19 protein-coding genes are annotated in these 15,079 nt (G+C 74.3%); 6 read left to right on the top strand and 13 right to left on the bottom strand.

All coding sequences use genetic code 11. The features are described 5' to 3' along the window. The first annotated feature begins 231 nt into the window (after positions 1-231). The gene (locus tag ACIF6F_RS26090) at positions 232-675 is read left to right on the top strand and encodes an SSI family serine proteinase inhibitor (protein ID WP_399951182.1); all 444 of its coding nucleotides are present in this window, start codon (positions 232-234) and stop codon (positions 673-675) included. A 138-nt stretch (positions 676-813) separates the two neighbouring features. Here ACIF6F_RS26090 and ACIF6F_RS26085 read toward each other — a convergent pair whose 3' ends face one another. From ACIF6F_RS26085 to ACIF6F_RS26075, 3 genes are all read right to left on the bottom strand, one after another. Continuing rightward, a complete protein-coding gene (locus ACIF6F_RS26085) occupies positions 814-1,005 on the bottom strand; it encodes a DUF6126 family protein (protein ID WP_399951179.1) in 192 nt (63 codons plus the stop codon). A gap of 10 nt (positions 1,006-1,015) precedes the next feature. Further along, positions 1,016-1,654, bottom strand: a complete 639-nt coding sequence (locus tag ACIF6F_RS26080) for a helix-turn-helix domain-containing protein (RefSeq protein ID WP_399951176.1) — start codon at positions 1,652-1,654, stop codon at positions 1,016-1,018. Between the two features lie 62 nt (positions 1,655-1,716). Continuing rightward, entirely contained in the window at positions 1,717-2,193 is a 477-nt protein-coding gene (locus ACIF6F_RS26075) for a MarR family winged helix-turn-helix transcriptional regulator (protein WP_399951173.1), read from the bottom strand. Positions 2,194-2,328: 135 nt separating this feature from the next. Here ACIF6F_RS26075 and ACIF6F_RS26070 point away from each other — a divergent pair, with 135 nt between their 5' ends. Next, entirely contained in the window at positions 2,329-2,739 is a 411-nt protein-coding gene (locus ACIF6F_RS26070) for an organic hydroperoxide resistance protein (protein ID WP_399951170.1), read from the top strand. An 89-nt stretch (positions 2,740-2,828) separates the two neighbouring features. Here the strand turns inward: ACIF6F_RS26070 and ACIF6F_RS26065 are convergent, their stop codons facing one another. After that, on the bottom strand, positions 2,829-3,728 hold the full coding sequence (locus ACIF6F_RS26065; protein ID WP_399951166.1) for a dihydrodipicolinate synthase family protein: 900 nt from the start codon (positions 3,726-3,728) through the stop codon (positions 2,829-2,831). 71 nt (positions 3,729-3,799) lie between these two features. Between ACIF6F_RS26065 and ACIF6F_RS26060 the strand changes: the two genes are divergently transcribed. Then, positions 3,800-4,744 carry a LysR family transcriptional regulator gene (locus ACIF6F_RS26060; protein WP_399951163.1) on the top strand — a complete coding sequence of 315 codons (945 nt, stop codon included), beginning with the start codon at positions 3,800-3,802 and terminating at the stop codon, positions 4,742-4,744. A gap of 28 nt (positions 4,745-4,772) precedes the next feature. On the opposite strand, the gene ACIF6F_RS26055 is transcribed toward ACIF6F_RS26060, so the two are convergent. After that, complete coding sequence (locus ACIF6F_RS26055; protein ID WP_399951160.1) at positions 4,773-6,182, bottom strand: FAD-binding oxidoreductase; 1,410 nt, start codon at positions 6,180-6,182, stop codon at positions 4,773-4,775. A 308-nt stretch (positions 6,183-6,490) separates the two neighbouring features. Between ACIF6F_RS26055 and ACIF6F_RS26050 the strand changes: the two genes are divergently transcribed. Continuing rightward, positions 6,491-7,246: a carbonic anhydrase gene (locus tag ACIF6F_RS26050; RefSeq protein ID WP_399951379.1), complete on the top strand. Its 756-nt coding sequence runs from the start codon at positions 6,491-6,493 to the stop codon at positions 7,244-7,246. A 96-nt stretch (positions 7,247-7,342) separates the two neighbouring features. On the opposite strand, the gene ACIF6F_RS26045 is transcribed toward ACIF6F_RS26050, so the two are convergent. From ACIF6F_RS26045 to ACIF6F_RS26030, 4 genes are all read right to left on the bottom strand, one after another. Next, the gene (locus tag ACIF6F_RS26045) at positions 7,343-7,612 is read right to left on the bottom strand and encodes a hypothetical protein (RefSeq protein WP_399951157.1); all 270 of its coding nucleotides are present in this window, start codon (positions 7,610-7,612) and stop codon (positions 7,343-7,345) included. Beyond that, positions 7,609-7,959, bottom strand: a complete 351-nt coding sequence (locus ACIF6F_RS26040) for a hypothetical protein (protein ID WP_399951153.1) — start codon at positions 7,957-7,959, stop codon at positions 7,609-7,611. The genes ACIF6F_RS26045 and ACIF6F_RS26040 overlap by 4 nt, the downstream gene beginning before the upstream one ends. A 188-nt stretch (positions 7,960-8,147) precedes the next feature. After that, a complete protein-coding gene (locus ACIF6F_RS26035) occupies positions 8,148-8,642 on the bottom strand; it encodes a peptidylprolyl isomerase (RefSeq protein WP_399951150.1) in 495 nt (164 codons plus the stop codon). Positions 8,643-8,762: 120 nt separating this feature from the next. Beyond that, the gene (locus ACIF6F_RS26030; RefSeq protein WP_399951147.1) at positions 8,763-9,827 is read right to left on the bottom strand and encodes an alkene reductase; all 1,065 of its coding nucleotides are present in this window, start codon (positions 9,825-9,827) and stop codon (positions 8,763-8,765) included. A 121-nt stretch (positions 9,828-9,948) separates the two neighbouring features. Here ACIF6F_RS26030 and ACIF6F_RS26025 point away from each other — a divergent pair, with 121 nt between their 5' ends. After that, positions 9,949-10,470, top strand: coding sequence for a MarR family winged helix-turn-helix transcriptional regulator (locus ACIF6F_RS26025; RefSeq protein WP_399951144.1), 522 nt, complete (start codon positions 9,949-9,951; stop codon positions 10,468-10,470). 330 nt (positions 10,471-10,800) lie between these two features. Beyond that, positions 10,801-11,340 carry a chloramphenicol phosphotransferase CPT gene (gene cpt, locus ACIF6F_RS26020; protein WP_399951376.1) on the top strand — a complete coding sequence of 180 codons (540 nt, stop codon included), beginning with the start codon at positions 10,801-10,803 and terminating at the stop codon, positions 11,338-11,340. A gap of 39 nt (positions 11,341-11,379) precedes the next feature. On the opposite strand, the gene ACIF6F_RS26015 is transcribed toward cpt, so the two are convergent. The 4 genes from ACIF6F_RS26015 to ACIF6F_RS26000 all read right to left on the bottom strand — a co-directional run bounded on the left by ACIF6F_RS26015 (position 11,380) and on the right by ACIF6F_RS26000 (position 15,064). Next, positions 11,380-12,150 (bottom strand): alpha/beta fold hydrolase, encoded by a 771-nt coding sequence (locus tag ACIF6F_RS26015; RefSeq protein ID WP_399951141.1) that lies wholly within the window; start codon positions 12,148-12,150, stop codon positions 11,380-11,382. Positions 12,151-12,276: 126 nt separating this feature from the next. Beyond that, positions 12,277-12,957: an HAD family acid phosphatase gene (locus ACIF6F_RS26010; RefSeq protein WP_399951138.1), complete on the bottom strand. Its 681-nt coding sequence runs from the start codon at positions 12,955-12,957 to the stop codon at positions 12,277-12,279. Between the two features lie 361 nt (positions 12,958-13,318). Continuing rightward, positions 13,319-13,702 carry a VOC family protein gene (locus ACIF6F_RS26005; protein ID WP_399951135.1) on the bottom strand — a complete coding sequence of 128 codons (384 nt, stop codon included), beginning with the start codon at positions 13,700-13,702 and terminating at the stop codon, positions 13,319-13,321. A gap of 6 nt (positions 13,703-13,708) precedes the next feature. Next, entirely contained in the window at positions 13,709-15,064 is a 1,356-nt protein-coding gene (locus ACIF6F_RS26000; RefSeq protein WP_399951132.1) for a cytochrome P450, read from the bottom strand. Positions 15,065-15,079: the final 15 nt, after the last annotated feature.

Below are 15,079 nucleotides of genomic sequence, written 5' to 3'. Positions count from 1 at the left end.
ATGGCGCAAGGATTTATTCACCTTAAATTTGCTTGATCAACAATCGGGTACGGCTTTCTTCGGCCGAATCCCCCGATCGCATTCGTACTGGTCAGCGCGCTGAAACGAGCACAACCTGCACTCAAACGGTCACAACCAGCGACTGAAACTGATGGTATGACCGGGCATCAGGCGCCGGGTTCGGCAAGACTCACGTCCGCAATCCGAATCCACACACAGGGAGTGTTCGAAATGCGGTCCATGACACGGGTCCTGGGGCTGGCTGCCACGACCACGGCGCTCACCGCCCTCACCGCGCTGAGCGGCGTCGCCCCCGCCGACGCCGCCCAGACCGGGGCGGCCCGCCTGTACGCGCCGTCCGCCCTGGTACTCACCCTCGTCGACGGGGACGACGTCGAGGAGGGAACGGTCCTGCGCGCCGTGACGCTCAGCTGCATGCCCACCGCCACCGGGACCCACCCGGACCCCTCCGGCGCCTGTACCGAACTCCGCGCCTCCAACGCGGCGTTCGACACCCTCGCCGCCACCGGTTCGGGTGCGATGTGCACCCGCGAGTGGCGTCCGCTCAGCGTGACGGCGGACGGCATCTGGGAAGGCACCCGGGTGTCCTTCCGGCACACGTTCGCGAACCGCTGCGCGCTTGAGCACAGCAGCGACGCGGTCTTCTCCTTCTGAGGCCGCCGGCCCGGCCCCCGCGAGGCCGGGCCCGCCTTCCGTGTCCCCGTTCCGGCCTCCCCGCAGGGGCGGGGACGCCACGCGGCGGCCGGTGCAGTGCGCACCGGCCGCCGCGTTCGCGTGTGTGGGGCCGAAGGGTCAGGGGTTGGAGCGGGAGCCCAGCTCGAAGAGCAGGTAGAGGAACGCCGCGAAGGCGTGCCCCGCGAAGAGGTAGGCGAACAGGCGGATCACGAGCCCCCGCGGGAACTTCGTTTCGACCCGGTCCCCCGTGGGCGCCCCGGCGGGCCCGGCCGCTTCCTGTGCCGCGGCGGCGGTGACGTTGTCCGGCATGGCGGTCTCCTCAGATCTTGGGCCGGGGCGTGCCGCCCAGGCACAGCCCGGCCAGGGCGCTCTGCAGCAGCGTGTGGACGAACAGCAGGTCGGAACCGCCCTGTTGGGCGGCGGCGATGCGATGGGGCGTCAGGGAGTCGAAGTGGGCGCTGTCGCCCGGCTCCAGGAGGTACTCGGTCTCGCCCAGGTGGAGGCGCAGCCGCCCGGTGAGCACGTACAGCCATTCCTCGCCCGGGTGGACGCGCACCAGCTCGCCCTGCGACCGCCCGTACGGGACGTGCACCCGCAGCGCCTGCATGCCGCGGCCGGAGCCGCCCGCCTGCCAGTACGTCCAGCCGTCCGCCTCGCGGGCCCCCGCTCCCCCGCCCCGCACGATCGGGTCGGGGGCGGCCGGGGTCTCGCCCAGCAGCTCCGAGACCGTCGTACCGTAGGTACGGGCGAGCCCGAGCAGCATCGGCAGCGAGGGCTGGCGCTGGCCGGTCTCCAGCCGTGACAGGTGGGCCGGTGAGAGCCTGGCCCGGGCGGCCGCGGCCTCCAGGGTCAGTCCGGTACGGCGGCGCAGCTCGCGCAGCTGCGGGGCGACGGCCGGAAGCTCTTCGGCCGGCGCGGCAGGGCCCTGGCCTGGGCCCTCTTCGGGGGCGGGTTCCATGCCCCGATTGAGCCAGATTGTTGCCTGCCCGGCAATCCTTCTTGCCTCTGAGGCAAAACGGCTCAGGCTTCGGACAGGGCCGCCGCGTCCAGGGCTGCGGTCAGCCGGTCGAGCCGCGCCTGGAGGTCCTGGATCTCCGCCAGTCCGTACCCGGTGGCCGCCGCGATCCGGCGGGGCACGGCCGCGGCCCGCTCCCGCAGCGCCGAGCCCGCCTCGGTCAGGTGGGCGGAGACCGACCGCTCGTCCTCCGTGCTCCGCTCCCGGCGCACCAGGCCGGCCGCCTCCAGCCGCTTGAGCAGCGGCGAGAGCGTGCCGGAGTCGAGGCGCAGGTGATGGCCGAGGTCCCTGACCGGCATCGGACCGCGCTCCCAGAGCACCAGCATCACCAGGTACTGGGGGTAGGTGAGGTCGAGGTCCTTCAGGATCACCCGGTACAGCCCGCCGAAGGCGCGGGAGGCGGCGTTGAGCGAGAAGCAGATCTGCCCGTCCAGCCGGAGGAAGGCCTCGTCGGGAACGTTCTCGGTCCAGTGCTCGCTCATGTGCTCCAGCTTACCTCGGGAGCCATTCAGTTGTGCACAACTGAATTGTGTGCTCTATTAGTGGCACGGCCGGACAGGCCGCCGCTCCCCGAGCCGCAGCCGGGGGGTGCCCACGCCACGAGAGGAAGCCCCCTGATGGACGCGCTGTACACCGCCGTCGCCACCGCCAACGGCCGCGAGGGCCGCGCCGTCAGCTCCGACGGCCAGCTGGACCTGCCGCTCGCGATGCCCCCGGCGCTCGGCGGCAACGGCCAGGGGACCAACCCCGAGCAGCTCTTCGCGGCCGGTTACGCGGCCTGCTTCTCCAGCGCCCTGGGCCTCGTCGGCCGACAGGCCAAGGTCGACACCAGCGAGGTGTCCGTCACCGCCGAGACCTCCATCGGCCAGGACGGCAGCGGCTTCGGCCTCGCCGTCACCCTCCGCATCGAGCTGCCGGAGGCCCTGGAGGGCGAGACCGGCACGCTGCTGGTCAAGCAGGCCCACGAGGTGTGCCCCTACTCCAAGGCGACCCGCGGGAACATCCCGGTCGAGCTCGTCATCGAGTAGGGGACACGGGCCGGCGCCCCACGCGCCGGCGACCCCCGCCCGCGGGCCCGCCGTCGCACGACGAGCGGGCCCGCACGGCGTCCCCCGTCTCACGCCCCCAGCTCGGCCAGTACCTTGAGGACGTCGTCCACCGACTCGGGCCGGGCGGGGAGCAGCGGGAGCCGCACGTCCGCGGTCGGGATGCGGCCCTGGGCGTGCAGCACCCCCTTGACGACGGCCGGGTTGGGCTCGGCGAAAGCGGCGGCCGAGAGGCGGGCCAGCCGGTGTCCCAGCTCCCGGGCCCGCCCGGCCTCCCCCGCCCGCCAGGCGCCGGCCAGCTCGACGAAGCGGGCGGTGGCCAGGTGCGCGGAGGCGAGGACCGCGCCGGCCGCACCCAGGGCGAGCAGCGGCGAGGTGAACACGTCGTCCCCGGCCAGCACGGCGAACCCGGCCGGCGGGTCGCCGAGCAGGTCCACGGTGTCCTGGTCGATGCCGCCCGCCGCGTACTTGACCCCGGCGACGCCCGGGATGCGCCCGAGTTCCCGCAGGGTCGCGGCGTCCAGCGGGCGGCCCGTGCGGTACGGGATGTGGTAGATCACCAGCGGCACCGGGCTCGTCGCGGCCAGCCGCGTGAAGTGGGCGACCACACCCTCGGGCGAGGGCCGGGCGAACGAGGGCACGGTCACCAGGGCCGCCGCGAGGTCCGGCCACCGGGCCAGCCCGGCCAGCGCCCGCTCGGCGGACCGGGTGTCGGACCCGCCCGCGCCGACGGTCAGGGGGACCCCGCGCTCGCGGCAGACCCGGGCGCACAGGTCGACCACGGCCGACCGCTCGCCGTCGTCCAGGGCGGCCGCCTCGCCCGTGGTGCCCAGGGCCACCAGCCCGGCGGCCCCCTCGTCGAGGACGGCGTGGGCCAGCGCCTCCAGCGGGCCGAGGGCGATCCCGCCGTCGGGCGCGAACGGGGTGACGAGCGGTACGTGGATCCCCTGGGGGAAGAAGTCGAGTGCCATGCCCCGAGCCTCGCCCCGACCGAATGCTCAGGTCCAGTTCGCATTTCTGAGGCAAAACGTAAGCTGTACTGATGCTCGACGTACGCCGCCTGCGCCTGCTGCGCGAACTCGCCCTCCGCGGCACCATCGCCGCCGTCGCCGAGGCCCTGGCCTTCACGCCCTCGGCCGTCTCCCAGCAGCTCACCGCCCTGGAACGCGAGGCGGGGGTGCCCCTGCTGGAGCGGACCGGGCGGCGGGTGCGGCTCACCCCGGCCGGCGAGAACCTGGTGCGCCACGCGGAGGCGGTGCTGGAGCGCCTGGAGCGGGCGGCCGCGGAGCTGGCGGAGGTCCGGCACGGGCCGGCGGGCCCGCTGCGGATCGGCGCGTTCCCCACGGCGACCCGGTCCATCGTGCCCGCCGCCCTGGCGGAGCTGGCCGTGCGGCACCCGAACCTCGAACCGATGGTCTCGGAGATCGACCCGGCCGGGGTGGCGCACGCCCTGCGGGCCGGCGACCTGGACGTGGCCCTGATCCACGACTACGACTTCGTGCCGGCGCTGCGGGAGCCGGGCCTGGACACCGAGCCGCTGTGCGGCGAGTCCATGTACCTGGCCACCCCCACCCCCGCCGCCGCTGCCGGGGCCGCCGCCGCAGCCGTGCCGGCGGAGGCCAGGCTGCGGGTGCTCGCGCACTGGCGGGACGCCGCGTGGATCACGGCGACGCCGGGGACGCTGTGCGAGGCGGTGACGGTGCGGGCGTGCCAGGCGGCCGGGTTCTCTCCCCGGGTACGGCACCGGGTGGACGAGTTCGGCACCGTACTGGCCCTGGTGGCCGCGGGCCAGGGCGTCGCGGTCGTGCCGCAGCTCGGGGTGGTGGACCCGCCGGCGGGCGTGGCGCTGGCCCGGCTGCCGGTGCGGCGCCGCACCAAGGTCGCGTACCGCAGCGGCGGGGCCGCACACCCGGGGGTGGCCGCGGTGACGCGGGCGCTGCGGGCGGCCGTGCCGGAGGGGCTGGCGGCCGGGGAGGAGGAGCCGTAGCGGGCCTCGCCGGACGCGGCCGGGGGTGTCAGGCGGCGGCCGGGGGGATGTTCTGGTTGAGGTGGAAGAGGTTGTCGGGGTCGTAGTGGGCCTTGAGGCGGCGCAGCCGGTCGTACTTCTGCGGTCCGTAGGCCTGGCGCACCCGGTCCTCACCCTCGTTCATCAGGAAGTTGACGTAGACGCCGGTCTGGTGCGGGGCGAGCGCGGACCAGAACTCCCGGGCCCACTCCCGCTCCTCCTCGAAGCCTTCGGCGTCCTCGGTGATGGCGTTGAGGTTGACGGTGTGGCCGGCGGACCGGCCGGTGAAGGCCGTCTCGTCGTCGCCGGTCCGGGCGACGGCCCCGCCGAGCTGGAAGATCGGGAAGCTGGTGAACGGGGAGCGGATGCGGGCGGCGTGCTCGGCGACCACGTCGACGACCTCGTCGGTCAGCCGGGCCACGTCCAGCGCCTTGAAGTAGTACCAGCGGCCGTGCGGGAAGGAGGGGTCGAACATCGCCTGGTGGGCGGTGAAGGGCTTGGGCACGCAGAGGTCCAGCAGCGGGGCCTGGGCGCGCAGCGGCCGCAGGACGCGCTCGCCCTCCTCGACCGGTCCGATGTGGCAGCAGACGACCATGACCACGGGCGCGCCGTGCAGCTCGGGCGGGATGAAGGGCAGGGGCGGGGCCTTGCGGTGCATGACGACGGTGGTCAGCGCGTCCGGCACGTCGGTGATCCAGTCCCGGTAGAAGCGCAGCAGGGACGCGGACCGCTCCATGGGCCAGATCAGGGGGCCGGCCAGCACCTCGGGGCCGACGGGGTTGAGCCGGAAGGTGAACTCGGTGACCACGCCGAAGTTCCCGCCGCCCCCGCGCAGGCCCCAGAACAGCTCGGCGTTCCGGTTCTCGTCGGCGGTCACCAGGGTGCCGTCGGCCGTGACCAGGTCGGCCGAGAGCAGCTGGTCGACGGTCAGCCCGTACGCGCGCATCAGCCAGCCGATGCCGCCGCCGAGGGTGAGGCCCGCCAGGCCGGTGTGGGTGACCACGCCGGCCGGTACGGCCAGGCCGAACGCCTGGGTCTCGTGATCGAGTTCGCCGAGGAGTACGCCGGCCTGGGCGCGGGCGGTGCGTTGCTCGGGGTCGACGCGGATGCCGCGCATCGGGGAGAGGTCGACGACGATGCCGTCGTCGCACGCGGAGTGCCCGGGGAAGCTGTGGCCGCCGCCGCGCACGGCGACGGGGAGTCCGGCGGAGGCGGCGAAGCGTACGACGGTGATCACGTCGGCGACCCCGGCGCAGCGGGCGATGAGGGCGGGGCGGCGGTCGACCGCGCCGTTCCAGATCCTGCGGTCCGTCTCGTAGGACGGGTCGTCGGGGCGCACGAGCGGGCCCCGGAACTCCTTGGCGAGGGTGTCGTACGCCTCGTCGATGACCTTCGCCGCCGTACCACTGTCCGTACTCATGGCCACGCCTCGCACACCCGATGGGAAGGGCCCTTCCCAGCATGGCACAGTGGGTCCGCCCGGGGGCCCGCGGGCGGTCGGGCGACGGGCTCGGGCAGGGGCCGGCCGGTCTCCGGCAGGGCCGTGAGGGCGGAGAGCCGTGCCGGCCGGCCCCGGGGGTTGGGCTGGCGGGGTGCCGGTGGACGGGAAAGGCGGTTGCTTTCCGTCGTTGTCTGTCCGATTCCCCTTCGACATCGGGGAGTTGAGGGCCCTCACCTCTGGCCAAGGGTTACCGTCCGCCGGTGACGGACAGCAGAGACACTCCCCCGATATCCCTCGCCCCCGCCGGGGCAGGCACGTCCTCCGCACCCGCCGGCCGCCGCGGTACGAGCCGCCGCGGCCTGCTCCGTGCAGCCGTGGCCGGCACCGCGGTCGCCGGCGGCGGCCTGACCCTCGGGGCGCTGCCCGCGGCCGCCGCGCCGGCGGGCTCCGGCCCCCGTCCCGGCACGCCCGCCGAGGCCCTGCGCGAGCTGGCCGCGGGCAACCGGCGCTGGCGCGCGAACCGGCAGCGCCACCCGCACGAGTCGCCCGCGGTGCGCCGCCAACTGGTCTTCGGACAGGCCCCGTTCGCCGTGGTGCTGGCCTGCATCGACTCCCGGGTGCCCCCGGAGCTGGTGTTCGACCAGGGGCTGGGCGACCTGATGACCGTACGCTCGGCCGGCGAGGTGCTCGACGAGGCGGTGCTCGGCAGCGTCGCGTACGGGGCGCTGGAGCTGGAGGTCCCGCTGGTGCTGGTGCTCGGGCACCAGTCCTGCGGCGCCGTGAAGGCGGCCGTGCACGCCGACGAGACCGGCGAGCGGCTGCCGGCGCACATCCAGTACCTGGCGGACCAGATCCGGCCGGCCATCGACCGCACGCAGCACGGCGAGGCGCGGGTCGACGCGACGGTCACGGCGCACGTACGGCTGGTCCGCGACCGGCTCAGGTGCGAGCCGGACCTCGCGGAGCGCATCGCGGCGGGGAGGCTGGCGGTGGTCGGCGCCCGCTACGAGCTGCGCGACCAGGCCGTACGCCTCGTCTCCTAGGGCCCGCCCGCGGAGCCGGCCGGGGCCGCGCGCGTCGCCGCGCGTCTCCGTACGGGCGCGGGCCGCCCGGCGGCCCCTGCGCGCGGGTCCTCGCGCTCAGGGGCCGCTGATGATCCAGATGATGGCCACGGTGCGGGTGTCGGAGATCACCCGGTACAGCACGGTGACCAGGCGTCCGGTGTCGGTGGCGGGGCCCGCCAGCACGCGCCGGAGCTCGGCGCTGGCGACGGGTTCGGCGGCGCTGTCCGCGCGCGGGTCGTCGGCCAGCCCCTTGAGCGCGCGGTAGAGCGCCTGGCGTTCGCCCGGGGTGAGTTCGGCGACCTCGCGGTTGAGCCGCTCCGGCAGGAGGATGTGCCAGTCGCTCAACGGCCCCCCTCACCGAAGCCGGGCCCGTCGAAGCCCGCGCCGTCGAACTGTGCGAAGAACTCGTCCAGGCCGCTGGCCTTCTCGCTGCCCTCCAGCGACGCGCCGATGGCCTCCGCCACCTCGGGGCGGGCCCGGAGGGCCCAGACGTGCCGGTACTCGGTCAGCACCAGCGGCACCTCGTCCAGCCGCGCTGCGCCGAGGCGCGCGTCGAAGGCGGTCAGGTCGGCCGGGGAGACGACGGCGAGCGCGGCACGCAGTTCGGCGATGCTCTGGGGCCCCTCCCCCGCGGCGAGGCGGTACGGATCGCCCAGGGTGCGGGGCGGGGTCTCGTGGGGCAGCGCGCTCATATGGGGTCCTCCGTCCGTCCTACCCCACGGTACGCGCCCGTTCCCTCACCGGGGAGGGCGCCGACTGGGGTTCCGTACGAGGGTTCCTACCCGTTTCCGCACCCGGCCGGAACGCGCGGCGGCCCTCCGCCCGGAGGATTCCGGAGGAGGGCCTGCACGCGTGGTGCGGTGTCCCGGTGGGGGGACGACTACTCGACGATGCCGGACTTGGCGATCGTGACCTTGGCGGCGAGGCGGCCGCTGCCGGAGCCGAGGCCCTCGATCTTCTTCACGAGGTCCATGCCCTCGACGACCTCGCCGAAGACGACGTGCTTGCCGTCGAGCCAGTCGGTGACGATCGTGGTGATGAAGAACTGCGAGCCGTTGGTGTTGCGGCCGGCGTTGGCCATGGAGAGCAGGCCCGGGCGGTCGTGCTTCCGGTCGAAGTTCTCGTCGGCGAACTTCTCGCCGTAGATGCTCTTGCCGCCGGTGCCGTTGCCCGCGGTGAAGTCACCGCCCTGGAGCATGAAGTTGGGGATGACGCGGTGGAACGAGGAGCCCTCGTAGCCGAAGCCGTGCTGACCGGTGGCCAGCTCACGGAAGTTCTGGGCCGTCTTGGGGACGACCTCGTCGTACAGCTTGAAGACGATCCGGCCCGCCGGCTCGTCGTTGATGGTGATGTCGAAGAAGACGTTGTTGCTCATGGGGCCATCCTCACATCTTCCCGGCGCAGGATTCACGTCGGGCCGCCATTCGGCTGATTCCCCGGGCCCGCCCCGCCCCGCCCCGCGGGCGGGGAGGGCGGGCCCGGGGTGCACGGGTCCTCAGAGCGCCGGGTAGTCCGTGTAGCCGCGGGCGTCGCCGCCGAAGAAGGTCGCGGCGTCCGCGGCGTTGTACGGGCCGCCCGTGCGCAGCCGCTCCGGCAGGTCGGGGTTGGCCAGGAAGAGCTGCCCGAAGGAGATCACGTCGGCCAGTCCCTCCTCGACCAGGGACAGTGCCCGGTGGTCGGTCGGGCCCTCGGTGGCGGGGTTGAGGACGAGCACCCCGGGGAACTCGGCGCGCAGGGCCCGCGTCACCTCCCGGCTCTCCGGCGAGCTCTCCAGGACGTGGAGGTAGGCCAGGCCCAGCGGGGCCAGCTGCTTGAGGAGCAGCAGGTAGGTGTCGCGCGGCTCCGGCTCGTCGATGTCGTTGTAGACGTTGCCGGGCGAGAGGCGCAGGGCGGTGCGCTCCGGGCCGATCTCGGCCGCGACGGCCTTGACGGCCTCGACCGCGAAGCGGATCCGGTTCTCCGGCGTGCCGCCCCACTCGTCGGTGCGGAGGTTGGTGCCGGGGGCGAGGAACTGGTGGATGAGGTAGCCGTTGGCGCCGTGGAGTTCGACGCCGTCGAAGCCCGCGTCCACGGCGTTGCGGGCCGCAGCCGCGAAGTCGGCGACGGTGGCCCGTACCTCGTCGGACGTGAGCTCGCGCGGGGTGACGAAGTCCTTGGGGCCCTCGTGCGTGTACACCTGCCCCCGCGCGGTCACGGCGGAGGCGCCGACGGGGGTGAGGCCGTCGGGCAGCAGGTCCGGGTGGCCGATCCGGCCGGTGTGCATGATCTGGGCGAAGATCCGGCCGCCGCGGGCGTGCACGGCCGAGGTCACCTTGCGCCAGCCGGCGATCTGCTCGGCGGTGTGCAGGCCAGGGGTGTCCGGGTAGCCCTGGCCCACGACGGAGGGCTGCGCGCCCTCGGTGACGATCAGCCCGGCGGAGGCGCGCTGGGCGTAGTACTCGGCGGTCAGCTCGCCGGGTACGCCGTCCCCGCCGGCGCGGCTGCGGGTCATCGGGGCCATGGCGATGCGGTTGGCGAGCCGGACGCCGGACAGGTCGATGGGGTCGAAAGCGGTGGTCATGAGTCGCCTCGCAGAAAGATAATGGGTCGACCAAGTAATGCCGTCGGGAGCCACTGTAACTCATTCATTGGCCGACCAAGGTAAAATGTGGGGAGCGAGTCCGAACCGCCAGGGAGCGATCATGAACACCGCCGCCGACACGGGCGCGACCTCCGGCTGTACCGCGGCGCCCGGCGCCGAACTGGAGGGGCCGGTCAGCCACGCCGTGAGCCGGGTGGCCCGGCTGCACCGCACCGCGGCGGGCAAGCTGCTCAAGGAGCTGGGCCTCTACCCCGGCCAGGAGTTCGTGATGATGCACCTCTGGGACAACGGCCCGGTGCGCCAGTCGGAGCTCATCAAGGCCGTGGGTCTCGACCCGTCCACGGTCACCAAGATGCTCCAGCGCCTGGAACAGGCCGGGCACGTGCGCCGGATGCCGGACCCGGCGGACCGGCGTGCGGCCCTGGTGGAGGCCACCCAGGCCAGCTGCGGGCTGCTCCAGGAGGTGCGCGACGCGTGGCGGCGGCTGGAGGAGCTCACGCTGCGCGGCCTGGACGAGGGCGAACGCGCCGAGTTCCTCCGGCTGTTGGACAAGGTGGAGGGCAGCCTGTGCGCGGAGGCGGCGGACGGTGCCGCGTGTCCAGGGGCCGCCGGGGAGCGGTGAGACGACACGCCACCGGCCACGGAGCGGGGGCGACGACGCGGCCGGGGCGGGGTCGGCGAGGCGCCCGGGGCGGGGTCGGAGCGGGTGCCGCGCCAAGGGCCGTGCCAGGGACCCGCAATTCGGCGGCGCCGGGCCTCCGGAGGCTCCTAGTGCTGTGACCGCAAAGGTTCACCGTCTCGCGACGCCCGGCACGGCACCTCGCTGCATTGTCGGACCACGCAGGTACGTCCAGTACGAGCCGTGGCCCTCCGCCTTGCGATGCACCGCACCGGACGCCGCGACCCCGGCAGACCTTTCCGGCCACAGCACTAGGCTGACCGGATGACCCATGTGATCGTACTCAACGGCAGTTCCAGCGCCGGGAAGTCGGGCATCGCCCGCTGCCTCCAGGCCGTGCTCCCCGACCCCTGGCTGGCCATCGGGGTGGACACCCTGATCGACACCCTGCCGGCGGCGATGCGCGAGGGCGGCCTCGGCATCGGCTTCGGGGAGGACGGCGAGGTCAGCGTCGGGGCGGGCTTCCGCGACCTGGAGCAGGCCTGGAACACCGGTGTCGCCGCGATGGCCCGCGCCGGAGCACGGATCATCGTGGACGACGTGTTCCTCGGCGGTGCCGCGTCGCAGGCGCGCCTGCGCGACCTCCTCAAGGGGCTGGACGTGCTCTGGGTGGGCGTGCACTGCGACCCGGAGGTCCTCGGCGCCCGCGAGATCGCACGCGGCGACCGGGCCCCCGGCATGGCCGCCACGCAGCACCCCCTCGTCCACCGGGGCGTCACCTACGACGTGGAGGTGGACACCACCCGGACCGAGGCCCTGGACTGCGCCCGGACCATCGCGGCCCGCGTCACCGGGCCGGCGGTGACCGGCTGACCGGCTGACCGGATCCCCGCCGGGGAGAAGGGGAGCGCCTCACGCGGGCCGGCCGAGGCCCTCCGCCGTGGCCGCCGCCATGCCGTCCGGGTTGTCCAGCATGATGTTGTGCCCGCAGTCCGCGACCGGGACCACCGCGACCCCGGCCGCGGCGAGGGCGTCGGCCCGGTCCGGGGCGCCGTCGGCCTCCGGGTGGAGGAAGGTCCGCGGCACGTCGAGGTCCACCAGCAGCTCCCGCATGGTGGGCCGGGTGCCGCCGGCCAGCCGTACGGCGCTGCGGTGCAGGGCGGTACGGTCCGTCAGCCGCATGGTGGACCACCAGTGGCCCCCGGCCCGGTCGCGGACCTCGGCCCAGCCGCCGGCCAGGAACTCCGCCTCGGTGTACGCGGCGATGCCACTGCTCCCGGCGGTGCCGGGGGCGGGCGGCAGCGGGTCGAGGTTCGCGTCGACCAGCACCAGTCGGGAGACCAGGCGCGGGTGCCGGGCGGCCAGGACGATCGCCACCGAGCCGCCCATGCTGTGCCCGACCACCTGGGCGTCCGCCACCCCGGCCGCAGCCATGGCGGCGGCCACCGCGTCGGCGTGGTCCTCCAGCGCGTACCCGAACCCGGCCGGGCGGTCGCTCAGGCCGTGGCCCATCAGGTCGACCAGCAGGGACCGGTGGCCGGCGAGCAGTGGATGGTGCGCGATCTCGTTGAAGTACGCGGAGGTCGCGCCCAGTCCGTGCAGCCAGACCCGGACCGGCTCGCGGCCGGGGAACTCGGTCCAGCGGATCAGATCGCCCTCGGGGGTCACGGGAGTCGAGCGCACGGCCTGCCTTTCACAGGGGACGGGCAGGCCATCCCAGCGCCCCCGGCCGGCTCCGTCAACCGGGTTTCGCCGTCCGGATTCCGGTGCGCGGCCGGGGCGCCGGGCCCTGCGGGCTCGTGCGGCGCGTCAGGAGAGCTTGCCGTCGTAGTCCGGCAGCTTGAAGGTCCGCTCGGCGTGGCCGCCGACCAGGTCGCTCGACTTGTTCCCGATGTTGGCGATGATCGTGTACCCGCGGGCCTCGATCTCGGCGCGCTTGGCGGTCTTGTAGGTGCTGACCTCCTCGAACAGGTCCGGCAGGTCCCGCACGTACAGGCCGGTGACCGGGTAGCCCACGGTCTTCAGGTTGTAGAGCGTGGGCGAGTAGACGATGCCGGGGCGGGCGGTCACGAAGAAGACGGCGGCACCGCGGGAGTGGGCGTACGCGACCAGGTCGCGGACCCGGGAGATGGCCGGGGTCGGCCAGGTCCAGAAGTAGTGGAAGTCCGTCTCCAGCGAGGAGTTGTCGATGTCGAGGACGATCGCCGGCTTCTCGCCCGCCGGGGACGCGTCGAGGCGCTGCTGCACGTACGGGCGGGCGACGTCGACGACGGCGCCGACGTCGCGCAGCCAGGCGTTGTAGTCGATGCCGAGGATGGCCGCGTTGCCGCCGGGGGCACTGGCGAGCGGTGCGGCGGCTATCACGGCCGGGGCCTTGGCGGGGGCCGGGGCGGCCTGGACGGGGGCGGCCGAGACGATCAGGGCGGCGGCAGCGGCGGCCGCGGTGGCGGCGGCGGCGGTCGTGCGGGCTCTCAACATGGCCTTGGGCATGGGGGGTTGCTCCTTGGACGCGACGGCGGCCTGGCGGGGCCGCTGGACATGACATGTTCACGCCCAAGATGGACCGGGCGCGCCCCCATGTCTACTGGTCAGTAGGAAATTGCCGGTGTCCGCCGCGTGAACCGGTGACCGCCCCGGAGCGCCGTCCGTTCAGCATTCCGCCCCACCGTCACCACCCGTCCGGGACAGGGCCGTTCGGGACGGCGGTGCCGTACGGGCCGCGGCCAGGCCGTACGGGCCGCCGGCTCCTTATGCGCCGTCGACCGGCCGTACGGCCCGTCGGCCTCCCGCGTGATCCACCGCCCCGACCGGACACGCCGCCGCCCGCCCGCATGCGCCGCCGGCCGGCCCCTCAGGGCCGGTACCGCAGCGGATGGTCCTCGGGCACCTCGACCACCGCGATCCGCACCCCGTCCGGGTCGGTGATCCACATCTCCACGAGCCCCCACGGCTCGCGCACCGGGGGCCGCAGCACCTCGACGTCCCGGGCGCGCAGCTCCTCGTACGCGGCGGCGCAGTCGGCCACCTGGAGCCAGAGCCGCAGCCCCGGCGCCGGGCCCTCTGCCGACCGCCCCGACACCTCCAGGAAGCCGCCGCCCAGGAAGTACACCGTGCCCCGCTCCTCGCCGGTGCCGAACTCGCGGTACACGGCGAGGCCGAGCGCACCGCCGTAGAAGGCGCGGCTGCGGGCGGGGTCACGGGGCGTCAGCAGGATCCGGCTGCTCAGTACGTGCATGTGTCCTCAGCGTAGTGAGCGCAGCCGGGCGGGGACGGGAGCCCGGGGCACCAGGGTGAGTCCGGTGAACGGGCGGCCCATCGGGACCTCGGGCTCGATCCGGAACCGCCGGGCGAGCACGGCCAGCAGCAGCACCGCCTCCACCATCGCGAAGCGGGCGCCGAGGCAGGCACGCGGGCCTCCGCCGAAGGGGAACCAGGCGCGTTCGTCGGCTTGGTCCTCGCTGCCCGGCGTCCAGCGCTCGGGGCGGAAGGCGTCCGGGTCGGGGAACCAGCGCGCGTCCCGGTGCACCGACCACTGGCTGCACCACACCGAGGTGTCCGCCGGCACCGGGCGGCCGCCGAGGGTGGCCCCCTCCCCCGCGATCGCCGTGATCAGCCAGATCGGCGGGTAGAGCCTCAGGGACTCCTTGACCACCTGCCGGGTCCAGGGCAGCCGTGCGTAGTCGTCGTGGCCCGGCAGCCGGTCGCCGAGCACCTCCGCCAGCTCCTCCTCCAGCCGCTCGCGCGCGGCGGGGTTCCGGGCGAGGAGCTGCCAGGCCCAGGTCAGCGTGGTGGAGGTGGTCTCGTGGCCGCCGATGTAGAGCGTGATGGACTCGTCGCGCAGCTCCTTCCCGGTGAGCGGCAGCCCCCGCTCGTCGCGGGCCGCGAGGAGCCGGCTGAGCAGGTCCTCGCGCTCCTCGCCGGCCGTCGCGGCGGCCCGGTGGGCCGTGATCACGCGGGCGATCTCCTCGTCGAGCTGCGCGACCGCGGCACGCATCCGGCGCCGGCCCGGGGTGGGGACCCAGGGCGGCAGGAAGACGGTGACGCCGCGCAGCTCCGCGCCGAGTTCGCGCTGGGCCACGGCCATCGCGGCGCCGATCGCCTCCTCCCGGCCGCCGGTCTCGGTGCCGAAGAGGGTGCGGACGGCGATGCGCTGGGTGAGGGCCGCCATCTCCTTCTGGACGTCGATCCGAGCCCCGTCGCGCCAGCCGCGGGCCACCGCCTCGGCGCAGTCGATCATCGTGGCGGCGTACGCCTTGACCTGCCGGGGCCGTACGGCGGGCTGCACCAGCGCCCGCTTGCGCCGCCAGTCGGCGCCGGTGCTCAGCACCACGCCCTCGCCCAGCAGGTGGCGGAAGGCCCAGCCGAGCTCGGGCGGCCGGAAGGTGTCCTCGACCGCGCCCATCAGCTCCACGACGTGCTCCGGTCGGGACACCAGCAGGTTGCGCTGCGGTCCGAGGGCCCAGGGGACCCAGTCGCCGTGCCGGTCGCGCAGGTCCTCGAAGAAGCCCAGCGGATCGCGCGCGAACGCCGGCAGGTTCCCCAACACCGGCCAGCCGCGCGGCCCTTGCTCCGTCCCGCTCACCACAGTCCCCGTCATGCGCGGCATGCTGCC

Origin of the sequence: Streptomyces sp. NPDC086023 (genome assembly GCF_044540325.1) — a bacterium.
Lineage (GTDB): Bacteria > Actinomycetota > Actinomycetes > Streptomycetales > Streptomycetaceae > Streptomyces.
This window is presented reverse-complemented; position numbering and strand designations above follow the sequence as displayed.

Bases quoted from the DNA above. Each gene is read 5' to 3' on its own strand.
- ACIF6F_RS26090 (WP_399951182.1), top strand. From the start codon at position 232: ATGCGGTCCATGACACGGGTCCTGGGGCTGGCTGCCACGACCACGGCG.
- ACIF6F_RS26085 (WP_399951179.1), bottom strand. From the start codon at position 1,005: ATGCCGGACAACGTCACCGCCGCCGCGGCACAGGAAGCGGCCGGGCCC.
- ACIF6F_RS26080 (WP_399951176.1), bottom strand. From the start codon at position 1,654: ATGGAACCCGCCCCCGAAGAGGGCCCAGGCCAGGGCCCTGCCGCGCCG.
- ACIF6F_RS26075 (WP_399951173.1), bottom strand. From the start codon at position 2,193: ATGAGCGAGCACTGGACCGAGAACGTTCCCGACGAGGCCTTCCTCCGG.
- ACIF6F_RS26070 (WP_399951170.1), top strand. From the start codon at position 2,329: ATGGACGCGCTGTACACCGCCGTCGCCACCGCCAACGGCCGCGAGGGC.
- ACIF6F_RS26065 (WP_399951166.1), bottom strand. From the start codon at position 3,728: ATGGCACTCGACTTCTTCCCCCAGGGGATCCACGTACCGCTCGTCACC.
- ACIF6F_RS26060 (WP_399951163.1), top strand. From the start codon at position 3,800: ATGCTCGACGTACGCCGCCTGCGCCTGCTGCGCGAACTCGCCCTCCGC.
- ACIF6F_RS26055 (WP_399951160.1), bottom strand. From the start codon at position 6,182: ATGAGTACGGACAGTGGTACGGCGGCGAAGGTCATCGACGAGGCGTAC.
- ACIF6F_RS26040 (WP_399951153.1), bottom strand. From the start codon at position 7,959: ATGAGCGCGCTGCCCCACGAGACCCCGCCCCGCACCCTGGGCGATCCG.
- ACIF6F_RS26035 (WP_399951150.1), bottom strand. From the start codon at position 8,642: ATGAGCAACAACGTCTTCTTCGACATCACCATCAACGACGAGCCGGCG.
- ACIF6F_RS26030 (WP_399951147.1), bottom strand. From the start codon at position 9,827: ATGACCACCGCTTTCGACCCCATCGACCTGTCCGGCGTCCGGCTCGCC.
- ACIF6F_RS26025 (WP_399951144.1), top strand. From the start codon at position 9,949: ATGAACACCGCCGCCGACACGGGCGCGACCTCCGGCTGTACCGCGGCG.
- ACIF6F_RS26010 (WP_399951138.1), bottom strand. From the start codon at position 12,957: ATGCCCAAGGCCATGTTGAGAGCCCGCACGACCGCCGCCGCCGCCACC.
- ACIF6F_RS26005 (WP_399951135.1), bottom strand. From the start codon at position 13,702: ATGCACGTACTGAGCAGCCGGATCCTGCTGACGCCCCGTGACCCCGCC.
- ACIF6F_RS26000 (WP_399951132.1), bottom strand. From the start codon at position 15,064: ATGACGGGGACTGTGGTGAGCGGGACGGAGCAAGGGCCGCGCGGCTGG.